28 protein-coding genes are annotated in these 24969 nt (G+C 67.5%); 6 read left to right on the top strand and 22 right to left on the bottom strand.

Annotation, left to right across the window (positions count from 1 at the left end):
* The first annotated feature begins 69 nt into the window (after window positions 1-69).
* Complete coding sequence (gene pgm, locus G554_RS0105545; RefSeq protein ID WP_027587125.1) at window positions 70-1698, top strand: phosphoglucomutase (alpha-D-glucose-1,6-bisphosphate-dependent); 1629 nt, start codon at window positions 70-72, stop codon at window positions 1696-1698.
* 51 nt (window positions 1699-1749) lie between these two features.
* On the opposite strand, the gene G554_RS0105540 is transcribed toward pgm, so the two are convergent.
* On the bottom strand, window positions 1750-2277 hold the full coding sequence (locus tag G554_RS0105540) for a PH domain-containing protein (RefSeq protein ID WP_027587124.1): 528 nt from the start codon (window positions 2275-2277) through the stop codon (window positions 1750-1752).
* A 19-nt stretch (window positions 2278-2296) separates the two neighbouring features.
* Window positions 2297-2443, bottom strand: coding sequence for a hypothetical protein (locus G554_RS16690; protein WP_245569959.1), 147 nt, complete (start codon window positions 2441-2443; stop codon window positions 2297-2299).
* Between the two features lie 183 nt (window positions 2444-2626).
* Between G554_RS16690 and mce the strand changes: the two genes are divergently transcribed.
* A complete protein-coding gene (mce, locus tag G554_RS0105530) occupies window positions 2627-3088 on the top strand; it encodes a methylmalonyl-CoA epimerase (RefSeq protein WP_027587123.1) in 462 nt (153 codons plus the stop codon).
* Window positions 3089-3284: 196 nt separating this feature from the next.
* Complete coding sequence (locus G554_RS14925; protein ID WP_051232524.1) at window positions 3285-4646, top strand: DivIVA domain-containing protein; 1362 nt, start codon at window positions 3285-3287, stop codon at window positions 4644-4646.
* A 16-nt stretch (window positions 4647-4662) separates the two neighbouring features.
* Here the strand turns inward: G554_RS14925 and nucS are convergent, their stop codons facing one another.
* The gene (gene nucS / locus G554_RS0105520; RefSeq protein ID WP_027587122.1) at window positions 4663-5376 is read right to left on the bottom strand and encodes an endonuclease NucS; all 714 of its coding nucleotides are present in this window, start codon (window positions 5374-5376) and stop codon (window positions 4663-4665) included.
* 56 nt (window positions 5377-5432) lie between these two features.
* On the opposite strand from nucS, the gene G554_RS18305 reads away from it, so the two are divergent.
* The 3 genes from G554_RS18305 to G554_RS0105505 are packed head-to-tail and all read left to right on the top strand — an operon-like array spanning window position 5433 to window position 7291.
* A complete protein-coding gene (locus G554_RS18305) occupies window positions 5433-5720 on the top strand; it encodes a hypothetical protein (RefSeq protein ID WP_245569958.1) in 288 nt (95 codons plus the stop codon).
* Window positions 5717-6568, top strand: coding sequence for an alpha/beta fold hydrolase (locus G554_RS0105510; protein ID WP_051232522.1), 852 nt, complete (start codon window positions 5717-5719; stop codon window positions 6566-6568). Before G554_RS18305 ends, G554_RS0105510 begins: the two co-directional genes overlap by 4 nt.
* Window positions 6569-6622: 54 nt before the next feature.
* Window positions 6623-7291, top strand: coding sequence for a cob(I)yrinic acid a,c-diamide adenosyltransferase (locus G554_RS0105505; RefSeq protein ID WP_027587119.1), 669 nt, complete (start codon window positions 6623-6625; stop codon window positions 7289-7291).
* 68 nt (window positions 7292-7359) lie between these two features.
* Here G554_RS0105505 and G554_RS0105500 read toward each other — a convergent pair whose 3' ends face one another.
* From G554_RS0105500 to G554_RS0105410, 19 genes are all read right to left on the bottom strand, one after another.
* Window positions 7360-7881 carry a DUF2550 domain-containing protein gene (locus tag G554_RS0105500; protein WP_051232521.1) on the bottom strand — a complete coding sequence of 174 codons (522 nt, stop codon included), beginning with the start codon at window positions 7879-7881 and terminating at the stop codon, window positions 7360-7362.
* A gap of 112 nt (window positions 7882-7993) precedes the next feature.
* A complete protein-coding gene (locus G554_RS0105495) occupies window positions 7994-8416 on the bottom strand; it encodes a F0F1 ATP synthase subunit epsilon (RefSeq protein WP_027587117.1) in 423 nt (140 codons plus the stop codon).
* A complete protein-coding gene (gene atpD, locus G554_RS0105490) occupies window positions 8416-9873 on the bottom strand; it encodes a F0F1 ATP synthase subunit beta (RefSeq protein WP_027587116.1) in 1458 nt (485 codons plus the stop codon). Before atpD ends, G554_RS0105495 begins: the two co-directional genes overlap by 1 nt.
* Before the next feature lie 11 nt (window positions 9874-9884).
* On the bottom strand, window positions 9885-10808 hold the full coding sequence (locus G554_RS0105485) for a F0F1 ATP synthase subunit gamma (RefSeq protein WP_027587115.1): 924 nt from the start codon (window positions 10806-10808) through the stop codon (window positions 9885-9887).
* Window positions 10809-10811: 3 nt separating this feature from the next.
* Window positions 10812-12449, bottom strand: a complete 1638-nt coding sequence (atpA, locus tag G554_RS0105480) for a F0F1 ATP synthase subunit alpha (protein WP_027587114.1) — start codon at window positions 12447-12449, stop codon at window positions 10812-10814.
* 65 nt (window positions 12450-12514) lie between these two features.
* A complete protein-coding gene (locus G554_RS0105475; protein ID WP_051232518.1) occupies window positions 12515-13345 on the bottom strand; it encodes a F0F1 ATP synthase subunit delta in 831 nt (276 codons plus the stop codon).
* On the bottom strand, window positions 13342-13893 hold the full coding sequence (locus tag G554_RS0105470; RefSeq protein ID WP_027587112.1) for a F0F1 ATP synthase subunit B: 552 nt from the start codon (window positions 13891-13893) through the stop codon (window positions 13342-13344). Before G554_RS0105470 ends, G554_RS0105475 begins: the two co-directional genes overlap by 4 nt.
* Before the next feature lie 20 nt (window positions 13894-13913).
* Window positions 13914-14135 (bottom strand): ATP synthase F0 subunit C, encoded by a 222-nt coding sequence (atpE, locus tag G554_RS0105465; protein ID WP_027587111.1) that lies wholly within the window; start codon window positions 14133-14135, stop codon window positions 13914-13916.
* Window positions 14136-14238: 103 nt separating this feature from the next.
* Window positions 14239-15021 (bottom strand): F0F1 ATP synthase subunit A, encoded by a 783-nt coding sequence (atpB, locus tag G554_RS0105460; RefSeq protein WP_027587110.1) that lies wholly within the window; start codon window positions 15019-15021, stop codon window positions 14239-14241.
* A complete protein-coding gene (locus tag G554_RS0105455; RefSeq protein WP_027587109.1) occupies window positions 15018-15281 on the bottom strand; it encodes an AtpZ/AtpI family protein in 264 nt (87 codons plus the stop codon). The genes atpB and G554_RS0105455 overlap by 4 nt, the downstream gene beginning before the upstream one ends.
* A gap of 140 nt (window positions 15282-15421) precedes the next feature.
* On the bottom strand, window positions 15422-15871 hold the full coding sequence (locus G554_RS14915) for a cyanate permease (protein ID WP_154654186.1): 450 nt from the start codon (window positions 15869-15871) through the stop codon (window positions 15422-15424).
* 28 nt (window positions 15872-15899) lie between these two features.
* Window positions 15900-17015 (bottom strand): MraY family glycosyltransferase, encoded by a 1116-nt coding sequence (locus tag G554_RS0105445; RefSeq protein WP_027587108.1) that lies wholly within the window; start codon window positions 17013-17015, stop codon window positions 15900-15902.
* The gene (locus G554_RS14910; RefSeq protein ID WP_425393339.1) at window positions 17016-17909 is read right to left on the bottom strand and encodes an L-threonylcarbamoyladenylate synthase; all 894 of its coding nucleotides are present in this window, start codon (window positions 17907-17909) and stop codon (window positions 17016-17018) included. It abuts the gene before it with no gap.
* 37 nt (window positions 17910-17946) lie between these two features.
* Window positions 17947-18813 (bottom strand): peptide chain release factor N(5)-glutamine methyltransferase, encoded by an 867-nt coding sequence (gene prmC / locus G554_RS0105435; RefSeq protein ID WP_051232513.1) that lies wholly within the window; start codon window positions 18811-18813, stop codon window positions 17947-17949.
* Window positions 18810-19895, bottom strand: a complete 1086-nt coding sequence (gene prfA, locus G554_RS0105430; RefSeq protein ID WP_084648341.1) for a peptide chain release factor 1 — start codon at window positions 19893-19895, stop codon at window positions 18810-18812. Before prfA ends, prmC begins: the two co-directional genes overlap by 4 nt.
* 162 nt (window positions 19896-20057) lie before the next feature.
* A complete protein-coding gene (gene rpmE, locus G554_RS0105425; RefSeq protein WP_027587105.1) occupies window positions 20058-20276 on the bottom strand; it encodes a 50S ribosomal protein L31 in 219 nt (72 codons plus the stop codon).
* Window positions 20277-20432: 156 nt separating this feature from the next.
* Window positions 20433-22196 carry a transcription termination factor Rho gene (gene rho, locus G554_RS14905; RefSeq protein WP_245569962.1) on the bottom strand — a complete coding sequence of 588 codons (1764 nt, stop codon included), beginning with the start codon at window positions 22194-22196 and terminating at the stop codon, window positions 20433-20435.
* A gap of 404 nt (window positions 22197-22600) precedes the next feature.
* The gene (gene thrB, locus G554_RS14900) at window positions 22601-23566 is read right to left on the bottom strand and encodes a homoserine kinase (protein WP_084648334.1); all 966 of its coding nucleotides are present in this window, start codon (window positions 23564-23566) and stop codon (window positions 22601-22603) included.
* 1 nt (window position 23567) lies between these two features.
* Window positions 23568-24932, bottom strand: coding sequence for a homoserine dehydrogenase (locus G554_RS0105410; protein WP_281167947.1), 1365 nt, complete (start codon window positions 24930-24932; stop codon window positions 23568-23570).
* Window positions 24933-24969 lie beyond the last annotated feature (37 nt).

The following is a 24969-nucleotide window of genomic DNA, read 5'->3' as shown; positions in this document are numbered from 1 at the left end:
AGGCCCATCTGCGCCGACCTCGAGGATCCGGCCGCACTCCGGGAGCGCAACGGTGGCAGGATGAGGCACATGGCTCATCCACGCGCTGGGCAACCCGCCCAGGAACAAGATCTCATCGACGTCGACGCGGTCCTCTCGGCCTACTACGACATCACACCCGACCCCCACGATCCGGATCAGCAGGTCGTCTTCGGCACCTCCGGGCATCGCGGCTCCTCCCTTGATGGAGCGTTCAACGACGCGCACATCGCCGCCACCACCCAGGCCATCGTGGAGTACCGCGCCGGGCAGGGGATCACCGGTCCGCTGTTCATCGGCAAGGACACCCACGCGCTGTCCGGCCCGGCCTGGCGCACCGCCATCGAGGTGCTGCGCGCCAACGATGTCACGGTGATGGCCGAGCACGAGGATGAATGGACGCCCACCCCCGCTGTGAGCCGGGCGATCATCGTCCACAACCGCGACCACCAGGGTCCGCGGGCCGATGGCATCGTCGTCACCCCCTCCCACAACCCGCCGCGCGACGGCGGTTTCAAGTACAACCCGCCGCACGGCGGCCCCGCTGACACCGACGCGACCAGCTGGATCGCATCACGCGCCAATGAGCTGCTGAGCAATCCCGCCGGGATCCGCCGCAAGCCCTACGAGCAGGTCGAGGCCGACGTCATCCGCCACGACTACCGCACCGCCTACTGCGAGGACCTGCGCAATGCCATCGACATCGAGGCGATCGCCAGGGCGGGGGTGCGCATCGGCGCCGATCCGCTGGGTGGCGCCTCGGTGCAGTACTGGCAGTACATCAGCGAGCATCTCGGACTGGATCTGAGCGTCGTCAACCCGACGGTCGACCCGACCTGGCGGTTCATGACCCTGGACACCGACGGCAAGATCCGGATGGACTGCTCCTCCCCCAACGCGATGGCCTCGCTGATCGCCCACAAGGACGACTACGACATCGCCACCGGAAATGACGCCGACTCCGACCGGCACGGCATCGTCACCCCCGACGCCGGGCTGATGAACCCGAATGCCTACCTGGCGGTGGCGATCCAGTATCTCTACTCGCACCGCCCGGGCTGGTCGCCGGACGCCGGGGTGGGCAAGACCCTGGTCTCCTCCTCCCTCATCGACCGGGTGGTCGGCGAGCTCGGCCGCACCCTGGTCGAGGTGCCGGTGGGATTCAAGTGGTTCGTACCGGGGCTGATGACCGGAGACATCGGTTTCGGCGGCGAGGAGTCGGCGGGAGCCTCCTTCCTCGACCTGTCGGGCAAGACCTGGACCACCGACAAGGACGGCCTGCTGCTGGCCCTGCTGGCCAGTGAGATCCAGGCCGTCACCGGACGGTCCCCCTCCCAGCACTACGCCGACATCGAGGCGAGATTCGGCAGGTCCTACTACGCCCGGATCGACTCCGATGCCAGCCGTGAGCAGAAGGCCCGCCTCAAGGCGCTGTCCCCCTCCGACGTCACCGCCGACACGGTGGCCGGTGAGAAGGTCGAGAAGGTGCTCACCGAGGCCCCCGGCAACGGCGCGGCGATCGGCGGCATCAAGGTCATCACCGAGCACGCCTGGTTCGCAGCCCGACCCTCGGGCACCGAGAGCAAGTACAAGATCTACGCCGAGTCGCTGCTCAGCGCCGAGCATCTCGCCCAGGTGCAGGGCCAGGCGAAGGAGGTCGTGGACGCCGCTCTGAGCTGACCGCCGTTCCTGCCGGGTTCGTCCGGGGCGGCGCGGTGCGCCGTCCCCGGACTACCTGGGATGAGCCAGATTGGTGCGCAGCCCGGCCACCTGGATGACCCGCTGGATGGTGAGGTCGCGCTGCTCGGGATGTCCGACGTAGCGGATCACCCGGAGACCCTGGTCCTGGGCGGCCGACTCGAAGACGAAGTGGCCGTAGCCCAGGATCCGCCCGAGGAAGGGCTGCTCGACCGAGATGTCGAGGATCCGGGTCATCGGCATCGTCGCCAGGTGCTGATTGATGGCCCCGTGCACCCGGAAGACCCGCATATTCGTGATGACGAACCGGTCCATGTGGATCCGGAACATCCGGATCACCGCCCAGACGTCCAGCGCCAGCCCGAGCACCATCAACAGCCACCAGGCCGCACCGGCGTTCACCATCGCGATGTAACAGCCCAGGCTGAGAGCCAGCGCGCACATCGGGGGAACCAGCGTGACCCAGTGCTTGATGACCTCGTCGATGATGAACTCGCCCTCGCTGGCGAGCAGCCGACGGTCCACATCGGGGTCGATGAAGCCTCGCAGCTTACGGGTCAGGGCCGACACGGCGCGCCGATCAGCCGCCCAGGGCCCTGATGAACCCGAAGATCCCGCCGAAGAATCCCCGCACCACTCCCGCTGTCCCCTCGGGGTCGGTGAAGACGTAGTAGAGCGCGAAGGCGATCAGGAAGACGGCGATGGTCGTCGTCAGGAACTTCTTCACGGCGTCTCCTCGGCTGGGATCCCGCAGCCGGGATCTGGACATTCCATCACTGATGGTGTCCCAGTGGGCCCCGGGGCGCCAGCCGCAACGCCGCTACCGGGCGGATCCGCCACCAGCCGGCAGCGGCGCCATTGGGCGGGCCCCGATGTCACTGGCGCCGACCGGGGTGGAAGGATAAGAGGCATGGAGAACTTCAACAACGATCCCTTCGCGTGCATCGACCACGTGGGCTACGCCGTTCCCGACATGGACGAGGCCATCAAGTACCACACCGAGGTGCTCGGTTTCCATGTGCTGCTGCGTGAGACCAACCCCGGACACGGCGTCGAGGAGGCGATGATCGCCACCGGCAAGCGTGGCGAGGAGAGCACCGTCGTCCAGCTGCTCGCCCCCTACGGCGAGGACAGCACCATCGCCAAGTACCTCTCGAAGAACCGCAACATGATCCAGCAGGTGTGCTACCGCACCTACGACATCGACAAGACGATCGCCATCCTCAAGGAGCGCGGCGCCAAGTTCATCAACGACCAGCCCTCCCTGGGCACCGCCGGCTCCCGGGTGGTCTTCCTGCACCCCAAGTACACCGGTGGACTGCTCATCGAGATCACCGAGCCCCCGGCCGGCGGAATGCCCTACAAGGACTGAACCGGGATCGACCGACCCGAACCGGTGACGGCGACGACGCCGTCCAGCACTGCGGCGCAGGACCTTGACGGGTCCTGCGCCGCAGGCGTCCAGCCGGTCATGATGAGAGTCCCGGAAACCGGCCGGTCGCCGACCGTTCGACCTGGCGACATTGGTAGCGTGGTGTCGGTAGCGATCTCAGTGGAAGGAGCCCGTGGTGAGCGAACCAGTCACGCCTGGCAGCGAGGTGCCCGTCGACGAGGAGACCGGCCTCAACCTCTTCGACGACAGTGCGAGCGCGGCAGGCAGTTTCGCCCATGCCATGTGGGGCTATGACCGCACCAGCGTCGACAATTACGTCCGTGAGATCGAGCAGCAGGTCTCCACTCTCAAGCAGCTCACCCGGCACCTGCGTCACGAGGTCGCCACCGCCGAGCAGGAGGCCGACAAGTCGGACTTCGCCCGGCTGGGCGTGCACGCGACCGGAATCCTCACCGCCGCAGAGGCCCAGGCCAAGGATCTGGTGGCCAAGGCCGGCAATGAGGCCGAGCGGATCAAGGAGGAGGGTCGCCGGGTGGCTGCCGATCTGCGGTCGGCCGCCCAGACCGAGGCCGATGACATCCGGGTCGCCGGGTTGGCGAACCAGCGCGAGATGCTGGACAAGGCCACCGAGGAGGCCCGGTCCTCCATCGATCAGGCCCGCCAGCAGGCCGGCACCCTGCTCACCCAGGCCAAGACACAGGCGGCCTCGGTCCTCAATGACGCCAAGGTGCATGCCGAGGCCACCCGCCAGAACGCCGAGGCCCAGGCCCGCGAGATCCTGCAGGAGGCGCAGAAGGAGGGCTCCGCCATCAGCGCCAAGGCCCGGCAGGAGGCCGACGCGCTGCTCAATGGCGCCCATCAGCAGGCCGATGCCGCCCTGGAGGCGGCCCGGCAGGAGAGTGCCCAGCTGACCGCCGATGCCAAGGCCCAGGCCGCCGAGACGACCACCAAGGCTCATCAGGATGCCGACGCCGCGATCGGCCAGGCCCGCGAGGAGTCCAAGCGGATCGCCACCGCGGCCAGGACCAACCACGACCAGGCGGTCGCCAAGATCGACGAGCTGCGCGCCAGCGCCAACGAGAACATGCAGCAGGCCGGCAAGTCCTTGGAGGAGGCGACGGTCGCCGCCGAGAAGATCCGCGAGGAGGCTCTCGCCGAGGCCGAGAAGACCCGTGGCCAGGCGGCCCGCGATGCCGAGAACCGGATCGCGGTGGCTCACCGCCAGTCGGCCATGATGAAGGAACGTCTGGAGGAGCAGTACGCCTGGCGCAAGGAGCAGCTGGAGCGCGAGGTGGCCGCGCTCCAGCAGCATCGTGAGGCGGTGGTCGCCCAGCTCGGAAGTCTTCAGCAGCTGGCGGCACAGGCCGACAAGGAGTTCCCGGGCACCGATCCCTTCGCCAAGGACTCCTCGGACTCCCCCCAGCAGCAGGCCCCCGCCGAATCGTCGCAGAGCGAGCCGGGCGAGGCCGACAAGACGATGATCCGCCCCGCCAGCCAGCAGGCCGGGTCCGACGAGCCCACCACCGTGCTGGAGTAGTCAGCAGGCCCGCTGGTCAGAACAGCCTGTCCTCGGGGTGGTCCATCCCGCGCAGCGCGTCGTAGTCGACCGTCAGGCAGTCGATCCCACGGGTCTGTGCCAGCACCCTGGCCTGGGGTCTGATCTGCTGTGCTGCGAAGACGCCGATGACATGGTCGCCCAGCAGGTGGTCCCGGTTCATCAGGTCCAGGTACCGGGTGAGCTGCTCGACCCCGGCTATCTCGCCGCGGCGCTTCACCTCGACCGCGACGTAGCAGCCCTCAGCGTCACGGCACAGCAGATCGACCGGGCCGATCGGCGTCATGTACTCCCGCTGGACCACCGTCCAGCCATCGCCGAAGGCCTGCGGGTTCTCGGCCAGCAGCTCCTGGAGATGGGCCTCGACGCCGTCCTTCTGCAGGCCCGGGTCGACTCCCAGCTCCTCGGTGACGTCGAGATAGCGAACTCCCAGGAGCACCTGGAGATGGTCACCCGTGGTGGCGTCCACCTCCCAGACCTGCTCGATCCGGGCATCGGCGTCGCCGGTCGCCGCGGCCTCGTCGGCCCTCGGCTCGCGCACCACCATCGAGCACGGCGGGCTCATCCAGTTCAGCGGCTTGTAGGCCCGGTCGTCGGCGTGGATGCTCACCGAGTTGTCGGCCTTGACGATGAGGAGCCGTTTGGCCCAGGGCAGATGGGCGGTGAGTCTGCCGCTGTAGTCCACTTGGCACTGAGCTATCACGAGTCGCACGACAGTCGACTTTACCGCCGGGAGAGAGCCGGCGGCGTCCCGCTATCATCGGGGCCATGGGCCGTCACAAGACTCGCAGCAGCCGCCGGCTGCACCCGACCAGGCCGCTGGCGGGGGGCTCGTACCCGCACTGCGAGACCAAGCGCGACGGGGACCATGTGGTGCGCAATGTCCCGGCCGGCCGGGCGACCAAGATCTACACCTGTCCCGGCTGTCTGCACCCGATCCCTCCGGGCACCCCTCATATCGTCGCCTGGCCGCACGACGCCATCGGTTTCGGTACCGAGTCCCCGGTCTCCCAGAGACGCCACTGGCACACCGGCTGCTGGCAGTCGCGGCCATGACGGGTCCCTCGGCGGCACGGTCCGGCTCCGGACCCGAGACCTCGCAGCTCCACACCACGGTGATCGGCTCCGGTGCCCAGACCGTCGTCTGGTGCCATGGCGTCTTCGGCCAGGGCAAGAACTTCACCCGGGTGGCCAAGGACCTGGTCGCAGACGATCCGCAGCGCTGGCGCTGCGTCCTGGTCGACCTGCCCAACCATGGACGCTCGCCGTGGACCGAGCAGGTCAGCTACCCGCAGATGGCCGCCTCGGTCGCCCGGGTCATCGAACGAGTCAGCCCCGCCTCCCCGGTTCACCTGCTGGGCCACTCGATGGGAGGCAAGGTGGTGATGCGCACCGCCCTGGACTTCCCCGATCTGGTGGCCAGCCTCATCGTGGTCGACATGGCACCGGTGGTCTCCCCGCTGAACCTGCGCTTCGACCGGCTGGTGCGCGCGATGAGATCGCTGAACCTGGCGGAGCTGAGCAGCCGTGGCCAGGCCCAGGCCCAGATGTCGATCGGGGTGCCGGATCCGGTGGTGCGCCAGTTCCTGCTGCAGAACCTGCGCCACGACATCAGCGCCGAGCCCCGACATCAGTGGCACTGGCAGATGAACCTGGACCTGCTGGCCGCCCAGATGGATCGGGTGGCCGGCTGGCCTGAGACCACCGGCCGCAGCTGGCCGGGTCCGGTGCTGTGGATCAGCGGCGAGGACTCCGACTACGTCCATGACGGCCACCAGGCCGCGATGGCCGCCCTGTTCCCCAGGGTGCAGCGAGTGCGGATCAAGAACTCCGGGCACTGGGTGCACGCCGACCAGCCGGAGGTCTTCGTGCATGTCCTGGAGCATTTTCTTCGATCCGTCTGATCGCTCTGGGGGCAGCGCTCCCCCCGGATTCGGGCCACGTCGTAGGCTGGCGCCATGGTGACTCTCTCCCGCATTTACACCCGGACCGGCGACCACGGAAAGACCCGGCTGGTCGACAACTCGGTGGCCTCCAAGACCGATCCCCGCGTCGAGGCCTACGGTCTGGTCGACGCCGCCAATGCCGCCATCGGGATGGCCCTGGCCCTCGATGGCGAACCTGGCGAGGAGTCGGTGTTGAGCCAGTCCCAGCGGCAGGCCCTCGGCATCATCCAGAACGAACTCTTCGATGTCGGTGCCGATCTGGCCAATCCGCTGGTGGCCCATCCCGAGTGGGAGCCGCTGCGCACGGTGACCACCAGCATCGAGCGTCTGGAGGGGTGGTGCGACGAGTTCGGTGAGGAACTGCCCACCCTGCGCTCCTTCATCCTTCCCGGTGGCAACCGGGTCGGTGCCCAGCTGCACGTCTGCCGGACCGCCGTCCGCACCGCCGAGAGGGCTGCCTGGATCGCTGTGGAGCGCTACGGCACGCAGCCCTCCGAGGATCCCGAGACCACCCCGGGCGGGGTCAATGAGCTGGCCATCGGTTATCTGAACCGACTCTCTGATCTGCTGTTCATCCTCTCGCGGGCGGCGAACCGGGCCGGTCAGACGGCCAATGACGAGGTGCTGTGGGTGCCCGGCGGTGAGCGCAATGCCGAGGCTCCGCACCATCACCACGACTGAACCCCGGAGACAGCAGTGCCCCGGCATCCTCGCCGGGGCGTGAGTACCAGGTTGATCGGTCTGGTGGATCAGATGGTGCGGGCCGTGAGACAGTTCGCCCCACCCGGAGGAGCCGCCTCCAGCCAGCTCATCATGCCGGTGAGGATCTGCTGGTCCAGCACCACCTGACATCGGCTCCACTTGCCGCCGGTGGCGATGGACAGGGTGACCACCTGGGAACCGAGCAGGAATGGGATGTCATCACTGGGAGTGGGTCGGTGATGCTCCACCATCGCGAGTTCGCCACGGTGCATCACCAGACTCGGTGTCAACAGCGGGTTGATCGGCCGGTACCACTTGAAGTCTCCGCCGCAGTACTGGGCAACCCCCAGCATCCATGCACTGGCCCGCTGTCCGCCGGATCTGTCGCGGCCGAGCAGCCGCAGCCCGCAGACGAACACACCACGGCGCCTCAGCAGCAACTGGTGGCGGATCAGCAGCCATCCCATCACCAGGATCATCCCGACCGCCACGACCAGCAGCACCAGGCCGAACTCGAACCCGACCCCCGACAGCATCGCCACCACCGGATCAGCAGAAAAAGGGGCCATGGCGAAACGCTAGACCGAAAAACCGTGGGGTCCAAATGAGATGCTCATCCGGGCGCCACGGCGTGATCGAATCGTGACCTGCATGCTGAAGTCACCCACGGCCGATGGCCGTTCAGTCCTTCTGCGCGGCGATGTGTTTGGCCGCCAACAGTTGGGCCTGGGCCAGATGGAGGCGGTGCACGTCGTCCTCACTGAACTCATTGCGGTCCATCATGCGCGAGATCTTGTCGACATCCTGCTGGGCGCCCTCCCGCGAGATCTCACCGGAGCGGCTGGCGTACTGGGCCAGGATGGATACGTGGCCCTTGTCGTCGACGGCCACGTATCCGCCGTCGACAGCGATCACCTCCTGCTTGCCGTCATCAGTGATGATCCGTGCAGCACAGGGCACCAGATTGGCGAAGATCGGCTCATGGCCGGGCAGGATGCCGATATCGCCCTCGGTGGTGCGGATGATGATATTGACCGCATCACCCTTCCACACCTGGCGATCCGCGGCCACCACGTCGACGTGCAGCGGCTTCGGGGCAGCCATCAGGCGTCCTTCTTCTGCATTTCGTCCCAGCGCTTCTGGACGTCCTCGATGCTGCCGACGTTGAAGAAGGCCTGCTCGGGGATGTGGTCGACGTCGCCGCGGCAGATCATCTGGAAGGACTCGATGGTCTCCTTGATCGGCACCGTCGATCCGGGGACCCCGGTGAACTTCGCACCGGTGTAGGTGTTCTGGGAGAGGAACTGCTGGATCCGGCGAGCACGCCCGACGATCACCTTGTCCTCCTCCGACAGCTCCTCGACGCCCAGGATCGCGATGATGTCCTGGAGTTCCTTGTTGCGCTGCAGGATCTGCTTGACCTGGGTGGCCGTGTCGTAGTGCTCCTGGCCGACGTACTGCGCGTCCAGGATCCGCGAGGTCGAGGTGAGCGGGTCGACGGCCGGGTAGAGGCCACGCGAGGCGATGTCACGAGAAAGCTCCGTGGTGGCGTCCAGATGGGCGAAGGTGGTGGCCGGTGCCGGGTCGGTGTAGTCATCGGCCGGCACGTAGATGGCCTGCATCGAGGTGATCGAGTGACCCTTGGTCGAGGTGATCCGCTCCTGGAGCTGGCCCATCTCGTCGGCCAGGTTCGGCTGGTAGCCGACCGCCGATGGCATCCGGCCCAGCAGGGTGGAGACCTCGGAGCCGGCCTGGGTGAACCGGAAGATGTTGTCGATGAACAGCAGCACGTCCTGGTTCTCGACATCGCGGAAGTACTCGGCCATCGTCAGCCCCGACAGTGCGATCCGCAGCCGGGTGCCCGGGGGCTCGTCCATCTGGCCGAAGACCAGGGCGGTGTCCTTGAGCACTCCGGCCTCGTCCATCTCGTTGATGAGGTCGTTGCCCTCACGGGTCCGCTCGCCGACACCGGCGAACACCGAGGTGCCGCCGAAGTTGTGGGCGATGCGGTAGATCATCTCCTGGATCAGCACGGTCTTGCCCACGCCGGCACCGCCGAACAGGCCGATCTTGCCGCCCTTGACATAGGGGGTCAGCAGGTCCAGAACCTTGATGCCGGTCTCCAGCATCTCGGTCTCCGGCTCGAGCTCGTCGAAGGCCGGCGGCTCTCGGTGAATGGGCCAGCGCTCGGTGATCTCCACGCTGGCGGGGTCGGCATTGAGCACCTCACCGGTGACGTTCCAGACATGTCCCTTGGTGATGTCGCCGACCGGGACGCTGATCGGTGCGCCGGTGTCGATGACATCGGCACGACGACGCATGCCGTCGGTGGGCTTCAAGGAGATGGCACGCACGGTGTTGTCGCCGATGTGCAGTTCCACCTCGAGGGTGATGGTCTGCTTCTTGTCCATCACCTGGGTCTCGACGTGGAGGGCATTGAGGATCTCGGGCAGGTGGCCTGCCGGGAACTCGACGTCGACGACCGGGCCGATGACCCGGACGACCCGGCCGGTGGCGCCCTGTTGGGTGCCCTGCTGGGTACTGGTCGCGGTAGCTGTCATGGCTTCTCTCTTCACTCCTCGGGGGTGGAATCTGTCAGGGCGGCAGCGCCACCCACGATCTCTGTGATCTCCTGCGTGATGGCCGCCTGGCGGGCCTGATTGGCCTTGCGCGAGAGGGTCTGGATGAGCTGTTCGGCATTGTCGGTGGCCGACTTCATGGCTCTCTGACGACTGGCCAGCTCCGAGGCCGCAGACTGCAGCAGGACGAAGTGGATCCGGTTGGCGACATACAGCGGCAGGAGGTTGTCCAGCACCGAGGCCGCGTCCGGCTCGAAGCGGAACTGATGGAAGATCTCCTCGTCCTCCTCCGGCTCCCCGGACTCCTCGCCCTCCTCGTAGTCGACGACCTCCAGGGGCAGCAGCCGCATCACGCGGGGCTGCTGGATCAGCATCGAGTGGAAGTGGGTGTAGACGAGATGGATCTCATCCAGGCCGCCCTCCTCGGTGGGGGTCAGGAAGTCAGCCAGCAGCTTGTCGGCGATCTGGCGCGCGTTCTGGTAGGTCGGCGCGTCGGAGAACCCGCTCCAGGTGTGCGCCACAGGACGTTCCCGGAACTCGTAGTACTGGATGGCCTTGCGGCCGCACAGGTACACCTTGATCTCCTGGCGGTCCTCCAGGGAGGCCGTCAGCTCCTCGGCCGCCTTGATGGCATTGGAGGAGTAGGCCCCGGCCAGTCCACGGTCGGAGGTGATCACCAGCACCCCGGGCCGAACCGGATCGGTCACCGGGCGGGTCAGCGGATGATCCTCCTGGGAGTGGCTGGCGACCGCCGAGATGGCTCTCTTCAGCTCGTGGGCGTAGGGACCCGCCGACCGGACCTTGCGCTGAGCCTTCGGGACGCGCGAGGAGGCGATCAGCTCCATCGCGCGGGTGATCTTCTTGGTCGTCGCGACCGAGTCGCGACGATCCCGAAGTTGTCTCAGATTCTCGGCCATCGCTCAGCTCCGCTTCGCACGGACGATCTGGGCCTGGTCGATCGAGCCCGGATCCATCGGCTGGAACTCCTCATGACCAGCCAGGTACTTGCCCTCGGAGGTCTTGAAGGACTCCTTGACCTTCTCGATCGCCTGCTCGGCGGTCTTCTGGAGGTCGTCGGGGAACTTCCCGGTCTCCCGGATCTCCTTGAGCACCTCGGTCTGGCCGGCCAGGTACTCCAGCATGTCATGCTCGAAGCGCAGCACGTCGTCGACCGGAACATTGTCCAGCTTCCCGGTGGTGCCGGCCCACACACTGATGACCTGGTTCTCGATCGGGTAGGGGCTGAACTGACCCTGCTTGAGCAGCTCCATCAGACGGGCGCCACGCTCAAGCTGGGATCGTGAGGTGTCATCCAGGTCGGAGGCGAACATCGCGAAGGCCTGCATGTCGCGGTACTGGGCCAGGTCGATCTTGAGGGTGCCCGAGACCTGCTTCATGGCCTTGATCTGCGCAGCTCCACCCACCCGCGAGACCGAGATGCCAACGTCGACCGCAGGTCGCTGGTTGGCGTTGAACAGGTCGGACTGCAGGAAGATCTGGCCGTCGGTGATCGAGATCACATTGGTCGGGATGAAGGCCGAGACGTCATTGGCCTTGGTCTCGATGATCGGCAGACCGGTCATCGACCCGCCACCCAGCTCGTCGGAGAGCTTGGCACAGCGCTCCAGCAGCCGCGAGTGCAGGTAGAACACGTCGCCGGGGTAGGCCTCGCGGCCCGGCGGGCGACGCAGCAGGAGGGACATCGCCCGGTAGGCCTCGGCCTGCTTGGTGAGGTCGTCGAAGACGATCAGGACGTGCTTGCCCTGGTACATCCAGTGCTGGCCGATGGCCGAACCGGCGTACGGGGCGACGTACTTGAACCCAGCCGGGTCCGAGGCGGGGGCGTGCACGATGGTGGTGTACTCCATCGCCCCGGCCTTCTCCAGGGAGCCCTTCACCTCGGCGACCGTCGATCCCTTCTGACCGATCGCCACGTAGATGCAGCGGACCTGCTTGGCAGGGTCGCCGGACTCCCAGTTGGCCTTCTGGTTGATGATGGTGTCGATGGCGATCGCCGTCTTGCCGGTCTTGCGGTCACCGATGATGAGCTGGCGCTGGCCTCGGCCGATCGGGATCATCGAGTCGATGGCCTTGAGACCTGTCTGCAGCGGCTCGCGGACCTCCTGGCGATCCATCACACCGGCGGCCTGCAGCTCCAGGGCGCGGCGTCCCTCGATCCCGGTGATATCACCCAAGCCGTCGACCGGGTTGCCCATCGCATCGACGACCCGGCCGAGGTAGCCCTCACCGACCGGCACCGAGAGCACCTCGCCGGTGCCGCGCACCGTGGAGCCCTCGTCAATGCCCTCGGACCCGCCGAGCACCACGACGCCGATCTCCCGCTCGTCCAGGTTCAGGGCAATGCCCATCCGCCCGTTGTCGAACGTGAGGAGCTCATTGGCCATCACCGACGGCAGCCCGGCCACCCGTGCGATGCCGTCACCGGAGGTGATGACGGTCCCGACCTCCTCGCGGGTCGCCGCCTCCGGGCTGTAGTTCTGGACGAAGTTGTCCAGTGCGTCACGGATCTCCTCCGGACGTATCGTCAGTTCCGCCATTGCTTCTCCTTCAGCATTGACTCGGGGTTCAACTTCTCAGGCTCTTGGGGATTCAACATTCTTGGTCAGCCCAACGTCTGCCGGGCCTGGTCGAGACGCCGGGCCACCGTGCCGTCGATGACCTCGTCGCGCAGCTGCACCCGGACTCCGCCGAGCACCGCCGGGTCCACGATCTCCCGCAGGTCCACCGAGTGCCCGGTGATCCTCTCCAGTTGCCCCGCCAGCTCGGCGCGTTGTGCCTGGCTGAGGGGCCGAGCGGTGACCACCACGACCAGAGAGGCGCCGTGCAGGGCGGCCGACAGCTCCAGGTATCCGGCGAGAGTCTCCACATAGGAGGCGCTCCCGCTGGTGGGTACCGCCCGCTGCGCGAGAGTGCGGGTCTGGGCCGTCGCCTGTCCGGTCAGCAGGGCTGCGATCAGTTCGCGGCGGTCGGCCACCGAACGGTCCCGGTCCTCGATGGCCACCGTCAAGTCGAGATCACCCAACACTCCTTGACGCAGCCGGAACAACTCCTCCTCGACCTGGTCGGCGCTGCCCTCGCCGGCTGCGGTCAGCAGCACCGCGCGGACGCTCTGTCGCTCCAGCCCCTTGACGAGTCCCGAGGGACCGTTCCAGCGGATCGCGATGGCGGCGCCGACCACCTGAAGAGCCGCCTGACCGACCTGATTCTCCAGCAATCGGGCAGCCAGCTCCCGACGATCCGCCGGATCACTGCCTGGATCGGTGAGGGCACGGGCCAGCGCAGGCTGGCCCACCAGCAGATCGACGACGGCGAACAGCTCGTCGCTGAGGTGCGGGGTGACCTGGACGCCGTCCAGGGCCGCGTCCAGAGCGGCGGTACGTTCGGCGGCGACCCCCCACGGTGCGGGGTCGGCCTGGCCTGCGGGGGAGGTCATGCCTTGTCCACCGCCCGGGCCGAACGTGCCGGCTGGGTCGCCAGTTCTGCCAGGAACCTGTCGACAGTGGCCTGCACCCTGGTGTCGTCATCGAGGGACTCACCGACGATACGGCCTGCCAGGCTGGTGGCCAGCCCGCCGATCTCGCGGCGCAGCTCCCCCACCGCCTGATCCCGCTGGGCCTGGATCTGGGCGTCGGCGTGGGCGGAGATCCGCTTGGCCTCCGCCTCGGCGTTCGCCCTCATCTCCTCGACGATCTGGGCACCCTGGGTCTTGGCGTCCTCACGGATCTGGGCGGCCTCGTCGCGGGCGCCGGCCAGCTGGGCCCGATACTGCTCCAGGGCCGCCTTCGCCTCGGCCTGGGCCTTCTCAGCACGCTCGATGCCGCCCTGGATAGCCTCGGAGCGCTCGTGGTACATGTCCTCGAAACGAGGAACGATGAACTTGGCGCAGGCCCAGGTGATGATCAGCACCAGAACGATGCCGGCGATGATCTCGATGGGATGCTCGGGCATCAAGGGCCCGAGATTGACCAGTAGTACTGTCAACGGCGCGGCCATGACAGTACTCACGAGACGATGAATGCCAGCGCGAAGCCGAACAGAGCCAGCGCCTCGACGACCGCGAAGCCGATGAACGCGGTGCTCATCATGGCGGGCTTGGCCTCGGGCTGGCGGGCCGTGCCGTTGATGACGGCGGCGAAGATCATTGCCACGCCGATGCCGGGGCCGAGTGTCGCGATGCCGTATCCGATGGCGTTCAGAGAACCGCCGATAAGCATGGGAACCATGAAGTGTGTCCTTCCGGATTGATGCCCCCACCGGGGCGTTTCTCATCTACGTCCCCAACTCGCGGGGACGAAAACTTGGGGTGTCTCTCAGAGCTCCAGTGACTCAGTGCTCGCTGGCAATCGAGGTGGAGACGTACTGCGCTGACAGGATGGTGAAGACGTAGGCCTGCAGGAATCCCACGAACAGCTCCAGCCCGAACAGCGCGAAACTGAAGATGATCGACAGTCCGCCGGTCACGTTGTACATCGGGTTGCCGGAGTAGGTGAGCAGGTAACCGCCACCGACCAGGAAGATCATGATGATGAGGTGGCCGGCGAACATGTTGACGAACAGTCGCAGAGCCAGCGTCACCGGGCGGGTGATGAAGTTGGACAGGAACTCCAGCGGAATGATGAGGATCCACAGGGCCGGCGGGACGTCGGGCGGCAGGATCGAGTTCTTGAAGAACTTCAGCGGACCATGGGCCCGGATTCCGGCGGCGATGTAGACCACCCAGGACACCAGCGCCATACCGTACACGAAGCCGACATGGGAGAAGGTCGGGAACATGAAGATGAAGAACTCGCCGAACCAGTTGTTGACCAGGATGAAGCTGAACAACGCCACCAGGTAGGGCAGCCACTTCCGGAAACCCGATCCGATGATGTCGCGGGCCAAGGTGTTGCGGATGAAGTCGTAGCAGTACTCGGCGAACACCTGACGCTTCCCGGGCACCACCTTCATCGAGTGACTGAGCCACAGCCACAGACCAATCACCAGAACCGCGGAGATGATGACCTGCCAGAACGGCTTGTCCAGCCAGGTGACGCCGAAAGTGCCGTGGAACTTGAAGTCCTCAAGTCCTGGGGTGTGGTACTCGAGAGGCACGAGCAACCCGTGGCTCACTTCTCCTCCTCGCTCTCGCTGGAGATCGGGGCGTCGGACCCGTACCTCTTCACGATGAGATAGACGCTGGCGGCCAGACCAAGAATCATGCCGATCGGAAAGATCCAGCTCTGATGGAGCCACCGGCCGATGAACCAACCGAGCCCGCCGTAGAGAAGCAACCCGGCCAGAACGTAGCTGAGCACGCCCATGGCGTCCTCTGATCCTGATCCGTCAGATCCCTCGCCAGCTGGCTTGCGCGACGACGCGTATGTGTTCATGACGCGAGAGACTCTATCAGCTGAAACCGGCCCGATGAGCCGTCCGAAGCCACCCGACACAGGCTGACGGCTGAAAACTCGGCCGCGCGGCCCGGGCCGGGGTCTGTCGCCGACCTGCCGGCGAGGCCCGACCCACCGCGCTACCCCCGGCGGTCCTGGAGGATCCGCTGATGGCGTCTGGCCCCCGCCACGACCACTCCTGCGGTCCATGCCAGCGCCACCATGGCCATGGACGCCGCCAGTGGCACCGGCCCGCTGCCGACCCGGGCCAGCACGTCCTGGCGCAGGATCAGCAGACCCAGCACCCCCAGCACCCCCAACTGCAGCAGGAAGAGCAGCATCGCGCCAGCGAAGGATCCACCACGGGCCAGCAGGTGGATGGACAGTCCGCTGGACAGGAAGACCACCGCCAGTCCCGATCCAATGAGTGAGGCCAGCAGGTCGGCGGGCCGATTGGCGCCGAGGATCGCCCATCCCAGAGCCGCCAGCACCGTCGCTGTCAGGGCCCATCCCATCGCCCCCCACATCAGGGCGGCCAACTGACGGCCGGTGTGGTCCTGCTGCTGTCCTGATGCTGGCGCCGGTCCCACCGGCCTGAATCTCACCGGGACGGGCCTCTCAGGAGTCCCCGCCGGCGCCATCGCCGGCCGGATGGTTGTTGGCCACGGTGAGCACGATGGCCACTGTCAGCGACACCAGGAAGGCTGCGACCGACCACAGGCTTCTGGCCAGCCCCATCGTCACCGCGCCGAAGGCCAGCACCGCCGACCACAGATACATCAGCAGCACGGCTCTCACGTGGGAGTGGCCGCGGGCCAGCAACCGGTGGTGGATGTGCTTCTTGTCGGCGACGAAGAACCAGGTGCCGTGCAGGGTGCGCCGGACATATCCCATCACCAGATCCAACAGGGGGATGCACAGCACCACCATCGGCAGCACGATCGGTAGGTAGGCGGGGACCAGTCCACCGTCGCGGGCCACCAGCGCGCTGGAATCCACCTGGCCGGTGAGCGAGATCGTCGAGGAGGCCAGCAGCAGCCCGAGCAGCAGGGCGCCCGAGTCCCCCATGAACATTCGTGCCGGGTGCCAGTTGTGAGGCAGGAAGCCCAAGCAGGCCCCGGCGGTCACCGCAGTGATGAGGGAGGCTGTGGTGGCGACCACGAAGTCCTGCTCATAGGCCAGCAGGTAGGTGTAGATGAAGAAGGCGATGGAGCCGATCGCCACCACTCCCGAGGCCAGCCCGTCCAGACCGTCGACGAAGTTCACGGCATTGGCGCACAGCACGATGATGAGCACCGTCACCAGGATCGAGGTGGGTGTTCCCAGCGCGATGATCGAATTGGGCAGCGGGATCCAGAACAGCCGCACTCCGCCGTTCACCACGATCCCGGCGGCCAGCACCTGGCCGGCAGCCTTGGCCAGTGCCGGCAGGTCCAGAAGGTCATCGACCACCCCCACCGCGCAGATCACCAGACCGGCGATGCAGATCGTCAAGGCGTCGTCGCCCACCAGAGGATGACGCCCCAGGAAAGGCAGGTTGTCGGCCAGCAGGCATGACAGCCCGACTCCACCGAGCATTGCCACCCCACCGAAGTAGGGAATGGGAACGGTGTGCACATCGCGGGAGCGGACCTCGGCCACCGCTCCGACGCGCAGCGCCACCTGCCGACAGAGCCCCGCCAGCAGGTACGTGGTCACTGCCGAGACGAGCATGACCAGGGAGTACTCGCGCATCTAGTCGGCCGTACCGGAGTTCTCGTCCTCGCTCGGCGGATCTCCGATGGTCGGGGCCTGGCCGGCGCTCCCAGCCGAGTCCGGTGTCAAGTCGGGCTCGGGCGCCGGCTCGGGCTCCTCGGCCTCCAGTGCCACCACATCGGGGGCGATCAGATGGATCTCGGCCAGGGACAGCGCCCCCTGCCTCACCACCTTGCCCTGGTCGGTGGAGGCGAAGTCGATGATGGTGGAGGCCTCACCGATCCTCGAGGGCCCGGCATCCAGGTAGAGCGCCACCGAGGTGCCCAGCTGGCCGGCGGCCTCCTGGGCGCTCAGCGCAGCCGGCTGACCAGACCTGTTGGCGCTGCTGACCGCCAGCGGGCCGGTGATCCTCAGCAGGTCCCGGGCGGAGTCCTGATCCGGGACCCGAACCGCGATCGTTCCGTTGGTCTCCCCCAGGTCCATCGTGAGGTCCTGCTGGGCATGGAAGATCAAGGTCAGCCCACCGGGCCAGTAGGCCTCGGCGAGGGACTGGGCGGCCGGCGGTACCCGGTCGCACAGGGCAGGCAGCACCGCGGCGTCTCCGATGAGCACCGGCGGTGGCATGTCGCGCCCCCGTCCCTTGGCCATCAGCAGCCGCTGGACCGCGATCGGGTCCATCGCATCGGCGCCGATCCCGTAGACGGTGTCGGTCGGCAGGACCACGCACTCACCCTCCTTGAGGAGGGCGGCGGCACGGCTCAGTGCCTGCGGATCCGAGATGTCGATGGTCTCGGTCTGCACCGCTGGGTCGGTCTCCACGGTCTGGTCGGTCCCCACGGTCTGGTCGGTCCCCTCCGGGCCCTGGCCCGCGTCGACGACCTGAGGGGCCACCGCCCCGGTCACCTCACCGTCAGTGTCTTCACTTGGATCCATGCCTGTCATTCTTCCACCAGTCGGTCTTCTGCCCGGCTCAGGCACTGCGGCATGCGGTGACGAAGCGGGCACGCCCGGTCAGGTCGTCGTGATCGCAGATCCTGCACCATCGACCGTCCCGGACGAGAAGCTCGGGCAGGCTCTCGTGCTGGCTCGGATCATGTTCGATGACCAGTGATCCGCCCGGCCGCAGCAGAGTAGCGGCATGAGGTACCAGATCCCTCATCAGATCCAGTCCATCGGCACCGGAGAACAGCGCCGCCGTCGGCTCGTTGTCGATCACCTGGGCCGCCACCTGGTCGCTGAGGGCCAGTGGCAGGTAGGGCGGGTTGGTCATCACCACATCGGCCTGCCCCGCCACCCCCTCGGGCAACCGGCGGGCGTCGCCGGCGTGGAGACTGACGCCGGTACCGGAGAGATTCCTGGCGGCCCACTCCAGAGCGTGTGGATCGGCCTCCACGGCGTGCACCCGGGCCTCCGGGAGCTCACCGGCCAGCGCGGCGGCCATCGCCCCCGAACCCGTGCACAGGTCCACCACCACTGGGCGGCGGTCGGACACCGCAGCGGATCGGCAGGCCTCGAGCGCCGCCCCGACGACCAGCTCGGTCTCCGGACGGGGGATGAAGACCCCGGGCCCCACCGCCAGGCGCACGCCGCGGAACCAGGCCTCGCCGATCAGGTACTGCGCCGGCCGACCGGCGGCGCATGCCGCCACCAGGTCGCAGTATCGGCCGACCTGCTCATCGGTCGGCGGCGCAGCCAGGATCAGGCCGGTGGGATCGACCTCCAGGACATGACACAGCAGCAGCCTGGCGGTGGCCGGGGCGGACTCCTGTCCGGCGGCCCGCAAGCTGCCGGCACCCTGTCCCAGCAGCGCTGCGACACCGCGCCCTCCGGCCCTCACCGGCGAGCCCTGCTGGCCGCCGCCACCCGCCGTGCCACCTCATCGTCATGCAGAGCAGTCTCCAGATCCTCCAGCTCACCGTCGAGGATCTGGTCGAGGCGATGCGACTTGTAGCCGATCCGGTGATCGGTGAGACGGTTCTCCGGGAAGTTGTAGGTGCGGATCCGGGCGGATCGGTCGACCGAGCGCACCTGGTCGCGGCGCATCCGGGTGTTCTCGTCGGCCGCCTCCTCGGCGGCCAGCGCCATCAGATTGGCGCGCAGCATGCGCATCGCCTGCTCCTTGTTCTGGAGCTGGCTGCGTTCGTTCTGACAGCTCACCACGATGCCGGTGGGAAGGTGGGTCAGGCGCACCGCCGAGTCGGTGGTGTTCACCCCCTGGCCGCCGGGCCCCGAGGAGCGGAAGACATCGACGCGGATGTCGCCGGGGTCGAGATCGACCTGGGCGGCGTCGACGTCGGGCATCACGAGCACCCCGACGGCCGAGGTGTGCACCCTTCCCTGGGACTCGGTGACAGGGATGCGCTGAACCCGGTGCACCCCGGCCTCGTACTTCAAGGTTCCGTAGGCGGGCCGCTCGGTGGTGCCGCGGACTCCCACCGTCGCCGACCTCAGACCTCCCAGATCGGTGGGCTGGGAGTCGAGCACCTCGACCCGCCAGCCCAGCGAGTCCGCATAGTGCTGGTACATCCGCAGCAGATCCGCGGCGAACAGCGCCGACTCCTCGCCGCCCTCCCCCGAGTGGATCTCCAGCAGGGCGTCCTCGTCATCGAGCGGATCTGAGGGGGCCAGCAGCTCGGTGAGCTGCTCGCGGCCGCGCGCCAGGTCCGCGGCCAGCCGGTCGTGCTCGGCGCTGAAAGCATCGTCCTCGGCGGCCAGCTCGGCTGCGGCCTGGGTGTCGGCAGCCAGTGCCGTCACGGCGTCGGCGTGACTGAGGACCCGCGACAGGCGGGCCCGCTCGCGAGACAGCCGACGCACCTCGGAGGGATCGGTGAGCACCTCGCTACGGACCAGGGCGGCGTCGATCTCCTCGCGCCGCGCTCTCATGGCCGCAACGACGTCGTCCTGCTCGAGGCCGGCCATCTGGTCACGGCTCTCGGCCGACGGAGCTGACACGTGAGGACCTCCTCGGTCCCTCTGACGACATCACAGGGTTGTCTGTCAGAGTCGACGTGACAGGGCGCCGGGTCATCGACCCGGCGCCCTGTCATTCAGATCTGGGATTTCAGCCGTGGAGCGGCTGGATCACTTCTTGGTCGCGGTCTTCCCGTAGCGACGCTGGAAGCGGGCGACCCGGCCACCGGTGTCCAGGATCTTCTGCTTGCCGGTGTAGAAGGGATGGCACTTGGCGCACACATCAGCACTCAGCGTGCCGCTGGGGGCGGTGCTGCGCGTGGTGAAGGTGTTGCCACAGGTGCACACCACCGTGGTCTCGTGGTAATCGGGGTGAATACCCTGCTTCATGGAACTGCTCCTTGGGTTGTATCGATGCCGGGTCGCCCACAATCTGTCCTCGAGGGCGTGAACCGGCAGCGTCGACATATTCTTCCGCATCCGGGTGGCCTGTTCAAGTCGGTGGCAGCCCGGCCGCCGACACCCGGTGGGGGCCGGCCCGACCTGTCAGTCCGAGCCCGGCGTCGTCTTGGCGATGGTGAAGAGGAACTCCGTGTTCGTCTGGGTCTTGCGCAGCTTGGACAGCAGCATCTCCAGGGCCTGGGAACCATCCAGGCCCGACAGCACCCTGCGCAGCTTCCACATGATCGCGGTCTCCTCCCGCGACAGCAGCAGTTCCTCCCGCCGGGTGCCAGAGGAATCCACGTCGATGGCCGGGAAGAGCCTCTTGTTGGCGAACTCCCGACGCAGCCGCAGCTCCGAGTTGCCGGTGCCCTTGAACTCCTCGAAGATCACCTCGTCCATCTTCGAACCGGTCTCCACCAGGGCGGTGGCCAGGATGGTCAGCGATCCGCCGTTCTCGATATTGCGGGCGGCGCCGAAGAACCGCTTCGGGGGGTACAGCGCCGCCGAGTCGACGCCGCCGGACAGGATCCGGCCGGACGCCGGGGCCGCCAGGTTGTAGGCCCGCCCCAGCCGGGTGATGCCGTCCAGCAGCACCACGACGTCGTGACCCAGCTCCACCAGCCGCTTGGCGCGCTCGATGGCCAGCTCGGCGAGCTGGGTGTGGTCGTCGGCGGGGCGGTCGAAGGTGGAGGCGATGACCTCCCCGGAGACGGTCCGCTGGAAGTCGGTGACCTCCTCGGGACGCTCGTCCACCAGCACCACCATCAGGTGCACCTCGGGATTGTTGGTGGTGATCGAGTTCGCGATCGACTGCATGGTCATCGTCTTGCCGGCCTTCGGCGGGGAGACGATGAGTCCGCGCTGACCCTTGCCGATCGGGCTGACCAGGTCGATGATCCGACCGGTCAGGTTCTTGGCATCGGTCTCCAGCCGCAGCCTCTCCTGGGGGTAGAGCGGGGTGAGCCGGGAGAAATCGGCGCGATTGTGCATCTGCTCGGGGTCGGCGCCGTTGACGGTGTCCAGGCGGACCAGGGGGGCGAACTTCTCCCGCCGGTCCCCCTCCCGCTTGGCCCGCATCGCACCGGTGATGACGTCTCCCTTGCGGAGCCCCTGCTTGCGCACCAGGTTCATCGAGACATAGGCGTCACCAGGTCCGGGCAGGTAGCCGCTGGTGCGCACGAAGGCGTACTGATCGCGGATGTCGAGAATTCCCGAACACGGCACCAGCACGTCGTCCTCGCGGACGCTGCTCTCCGGCTCATTGTTGCCACCCTGGTCGCCACCGCGCTTGCGGCGGTTCTGACGGTCACGCTGGCGGCGGCGCCGTGACCGGCGTCCCCCGTTGTAGTCCTCCTCGCCCGATGCTGACACCGGCGACTCCTCATTGTTCTCATGCTCGACGCTGCGGTGGTGGCCGGACTGCTGGGATCCGGCCTGATGGGAGAGGGCCTCCAGGCGCGCTCCCACCTCGTCGCTGACCTGGCTGGTCGACAACTCGGGGGCCTCCTGCTGCTCGCCGCCGTGCTGCTGATCATGCTGCTTGGAGTTCTGCTGGTTGCGATCACGGCGGTTGCGCTGCTGATCGCGGCCCCGCTGTCTGCGTCCCTGCGGAGGATTGTCCCTGTCCTGGTCGGTACTGGCCGGCTCGGGGCTGGCCTGCTCGGTCTCGTCCGGCTTCGGGTCCGGGTGATCGGCCGGAGCCTCGCTGCCGGACCGCTGGGTGTCCTGCGAGCGGCGGCCGCCGCCGGAGCGCCCGGGGTTCTGCGACGAGCGGGGGGCACCGGTCTGCGCGGCCTGGAAGCCACCATCGGTGATGGCGGCCACCAGATCGGCCTTGCGCATTCGCTGCGCTCCCTTGATGCCCATCTGATTTCCGATCGACCGCAGCTCAGGCAGGAGCTTGGCCGACAGGTCGGTTGCCGCCGGAGCCCCTGTCGGGCTGGCCGGACGTGTGGGTTGTGTCACGTATGTCCCTTCACACTGCCTTGTCCCGGGAGGATCTGCCCGGTAGGCGGAAGAATCTGTTGGCCGCACATCTCACCTCGGGCCCCTTCGAGGGCCGGTAGGGAGGCTGCAGCCAGAAGGAACCCCGGTGATGGGCTGAGTGCGCTACGCCAGACACCCACAGCTGAGGAGCTCTCACAGATGAGGGAATCTCGCACGTCAGGGCATCTCATGCACCACGACGGGGAAATCGCGTCGGTGACGCGTTGTATCCGAGTATAGCAGCGAGACCGCTGGGCGTCATCAGGCCGGTCTAGGCCCGAGTGCTACTCGCTGTCACCAGACGGGTCGGTGCCGGCGTGCTGCCCCTCCTCGGCCAGCAGCCGGACGCCGCCCGCCAGCTCCAGATCCGAGACGACGAAGCCGTCGGCGTCGACCCGGTCGGCGGCCTGCAGCATCTGCGCGTTCCCCAGGGCCAGCACGGTGGGTCCGGCCCCCGAGATCACAGCCGGAACCCCTACTGCCCGGAGCCGATCGATGAGATCCCCGGACTCGGGCATCAGAGGACGCCGATAGGGCTGGTGGATCCAGTCCTGGGTGGCGGCCAGCAGATACTGCGGAGCGGTGCTCAAGGCGGTCACCAGCAGGGTCGAGGCCAGCACCTGGTGAACGGCATCGGCACGCGGGATGGTCGCCGGCAACACGTGTCGGGCCAGCGCGGTGGGGACATGACGGTCCGGCACGTAGGCCCGGAATCGGATCCTGGGATGCACGTCCAGCCCGATGTGACGCACCTCGCCGTCCTGCACCCAGGCGACCTGGGCGCCCCCCATGATGGCCGGCGCGGCATTGTCGGGGTGGCCCTCGATCGCAGCGGCCATGGTGAGTAGCCGGTCACGATCCAGGGGCTCCCCCGGTCGGGCCAGTCCCCAGGCCAGGCACAGCCCCGAGGCGATCGCCGCCGCAGAGGATCCCAGCCCTCGGCTGTGGGGTGTCCGGTTGTGGGCGGACAGCTTCAGGCCGATGTCCGGGCGGGGATGGCCCAGGTCCACCAGCCCCTGCCGCAGGGTCGCCACCACCAGGTGGGACTCGTCGTGGGGCACGGTGTCATGGCCCTCGCCGGCCACTCGGATGCTCAACCCGGGCCTGTCACGTGTGGTCACCGAGACGTGGTCCCACATGCTGAGGCTGACACCCACGCAGTCATATCCCGGGCCCAGATTCGCCGAGGTGGCCGGCACCTCGACGCGGACCTTGCGGCCGGCGAGTGGCTCGGCAGGATTCGCCGCCATCTCACATCCCCTCGACCCGGATGAACCGGGGTTCCCCGTTGACCAACGGCGACTGACTGAGCTCGACCAGGCAGGCCTCGAAGTCTGACTCCCGCGTCTGGTGGACGACCATCCGCAGGGTCGCCGACCAGCCGTCCTCCTTACCGGCCCCCTCCAGGGCCGACTGCTGGACGGTCTGCAGGGAGACGCCGTGGGAGGCGAAGATCGAGGCGACCTGGGAGAGGATGCCGGGCTGGTCGCGTACCTGGATGCTCAGCTGGAAACGGGTGTGGACGGTACCGATGTCGGCCACCGGTACGTCCCCGTAGATCGCCTGGGGTTGCCCGGCGACGCCGCGCATCCGGTTGCGGGCGACCGTCACCAGATCACCCATCACCGCCGAGGCGGTGGGGGATCCGCCGGCGCCTGGGCCCATGAACATCAGGTGCCCGGCCTCCCGGGCCTCCACGAAGATCGCATTGTTGGCGCCGCGGATTCCGCCCAGCGGATGGTCCTCCGGAACCAGCGCCGGATGGACCCGCACCGAGACCCCCTCGGGCTCCATCTCGCAGATCGCCAGCAGCTTGATGACGCAACCCATCCCGCGGGCAGCGGTGATGTCCTCGGGAGTGATGCCGGTGATTCCCTCGCGGTACACCTGGGAACCGCGGATCCGGGTGTGAAAGGCCAGTGAGGCCAGGATCGCGGCCTTGGCGGCGGCGTCGAAGCCCTCGACGTCGGCCGTCGGATCGGACTCGGCGAAGCCCAGCCGCTGGGCATCCGCGAGTGCCTGGTCGAAGGACATCCCCTCGCTGGTCATCTTGTCCAGGATGTAGTTGGTGGTGCCGTTGACGATGCCCATCACCCGCCGGATTTCGTCGCCGACCAGGGACTCGCGCAGCGGGCGGACGATCGGGATGGCGCCGGCCACCGCAGCCTCGTAGTAGACGTCGACGCCGTGGGCGTCCGCGGCGGCGTAGATCTCATGGCCATGGGCCGCCAACAGCGCCTTGTTGGCGGTGACCACCGAGGAACCGTGCTCGATGGCGGTCATGATGAGCTCATAGGCGGGATGGATACCACCGATCACCTCGACGACGATGTCGATGTCATCGCGGGCCACCAGGGACTCGGCGTCTGCGGTGAACAGGTCCTGGGGAAGCCGGGCACGGGGGCGGTCCGGGTGGGCCACCGCGATCCCGGCCAGCTCCACCGACCGGCCGACCCGGGCGCAGATGTCGTCACTGCGCGACAGGATCATCCTGGCCACCTGGGAACCCACCACACCGCAGCCCAGCAGGCCGACCCGCAGCGGGGTGCCCGGGTGCAGCTGCTCCTGGGGCAGCCCTGAGGGGGCGGAAACCGGGCGGGGGCTGGTGAGGGTCATCTGAGCGGGTCCTTCTGCTGGATTCATCGGGTTGGTG

It is taken from the genome of Acidipropionibacterium thoenii DSM 20276 (assembly GCF_000423445.1).
GTDB lineage: Bacteria > Actinomycetota > Actinomycetes > Propionibacteriales > Propionibacteriaceae > Acidipropionibacterium > Acidipropionibacterium thoenii.
This window is presented reverse-complemented; position numbering and strand designations above follow the sequence as displayed.

Bases quoted from the DNA above. Each gene is read 5' to 3' on its own strand.
- pgm (WP_027587125.1), top strand. From the start codon at position 70: ATGGCTCATCCACGCGCTGGGCAACCCGCCCAGGAACAAGATCTCATC.
- mce (WP_027587123.1), top strand. From the start codon at position 2,627: ATGGAGAACTTCAACAACGATCCCTTCGCGTGCATCGACCACGTGGGC.
- G554_RS18305 (WP_245569958.1), top strand. From the start codon at position 5,433: ATGGGCCGTCACAAGACTCGCAGCAGCCGCCGGCTGCACCCGACCAGG.
- G554_RS0105510 (WP_051232522.1), top strand. From the start codon at position 5,717: ATGACGGGTCCCTCGGCGGCACGGTCCGGCTCCGGACCCGAGACCTCG.
- G554_RS0105505 (WP_027587119.1), top strand. From the start codon at position 6,623: ATGGTGACTCTCTCCCGCATTTACACCCGGACCGGCGACCACGGAAAG.
- G554_RS0105500 (WP_051232521.1), bottom strand. From the start codon at position 7,881: ATGGCCCCTTTTTCTGCTGATCCGGTGGTGGCGATGCTGTCGGGGGTC.
- G554_RS0105495 (WP_027587117.1), bottom strand. From the start codon at position 8,416: ATGGCTGCCCCGAAGCCGCTGCACGTCGACGTGGTGGCCGCGGATCGC.
- atpD (WP_027587116.1), bottom strand. From the start codon at position 9,873: ATGACAGCTACCGCGACCAGTACCCAGCAGGGCACCCAACAGGGCGCC.
- G554_RS0105485 (WP_027587115.1), bottom strand. From the start codon at position 10,808: ATGGCCGAGAATCTGAGACAACTTCGGGATCGTCGCGACTCGGTCGCG.
- atpA (WP_027587114.1), bottom strand. From the start codon at position 12,449: ATGGCGGAACTGACGATACGTCCGGAGGAGATCCGTGACGCACTGGAC.
- G554_RS0105475 (WP_051232518.1), bottom strand. From the start codon at position 13,345: ATGACCTCCCCCGCAGGCCAGGCCGACCCCGCACCGTGGGGGGTCGCC.
- atpE (WP_027587111.1), bottom strand. From the start codon at position 14,135: ATGGTTCCCATGCTTATCGGCGGTTCTCTGAACGCCATCGGATACGGC.
- G554_RS0105455 (WP_027587109.1), bottom strand. From the start codon at position 15,281: ATGAACACATACGCGTCGTCGCGCAAGCCAGCTGGCGAGGGATCTGAC.
- G554_RS0105445 (WP_027587108.1), bottom strand. From the start codon at position 17,015: ATGCGCGAGTACTCCCTGGTCATGCTCGTCTCGGCAGTGACCACGTAC.
- G554_RS14910 (WP_425393339.1), bottom strand. From the start codon at position 17,909: ATGGATCCAAGTGAAGACACTGACGGTGAGGTGACCGGGGCGGTGGCC.
- prfA (WP_084648341.1), bottom strand. From the start codon at position 19,895: ATGGCCGGCCTCGAGCAGGACGACGTCGTTGCGGCCATGAGAGCGCGG.
- rpmE (WP_027587105.1), bottom strand. From the start codon at position 20,276: ATGAAGCAGGGTATTCACCCCGATTACCACGAGACCACGGTGGTGTGC.
- rho (WP_245569962.1), bottom strand. From the start codon at position 22,196: ATGGGCATCAAGGGAGCGCAGCGAATGCGCAAGGCCGATCTGGTGGCC.
- thrB (WP_084648334.1), bottom strand. From the start codon at position 23,566: ATGGCGGCGAATCCTGCCGAGCCACTCGCCGGCCGCAAGGTCCGCGTC.
- G554_RS0105410 (WP_281167947.1), bottom strand. From the start codon at position 24,932: ATGACCCTCACCAGCCCCCGCCCGGTTTCCGCCCCCTCAGGGCTGCCC.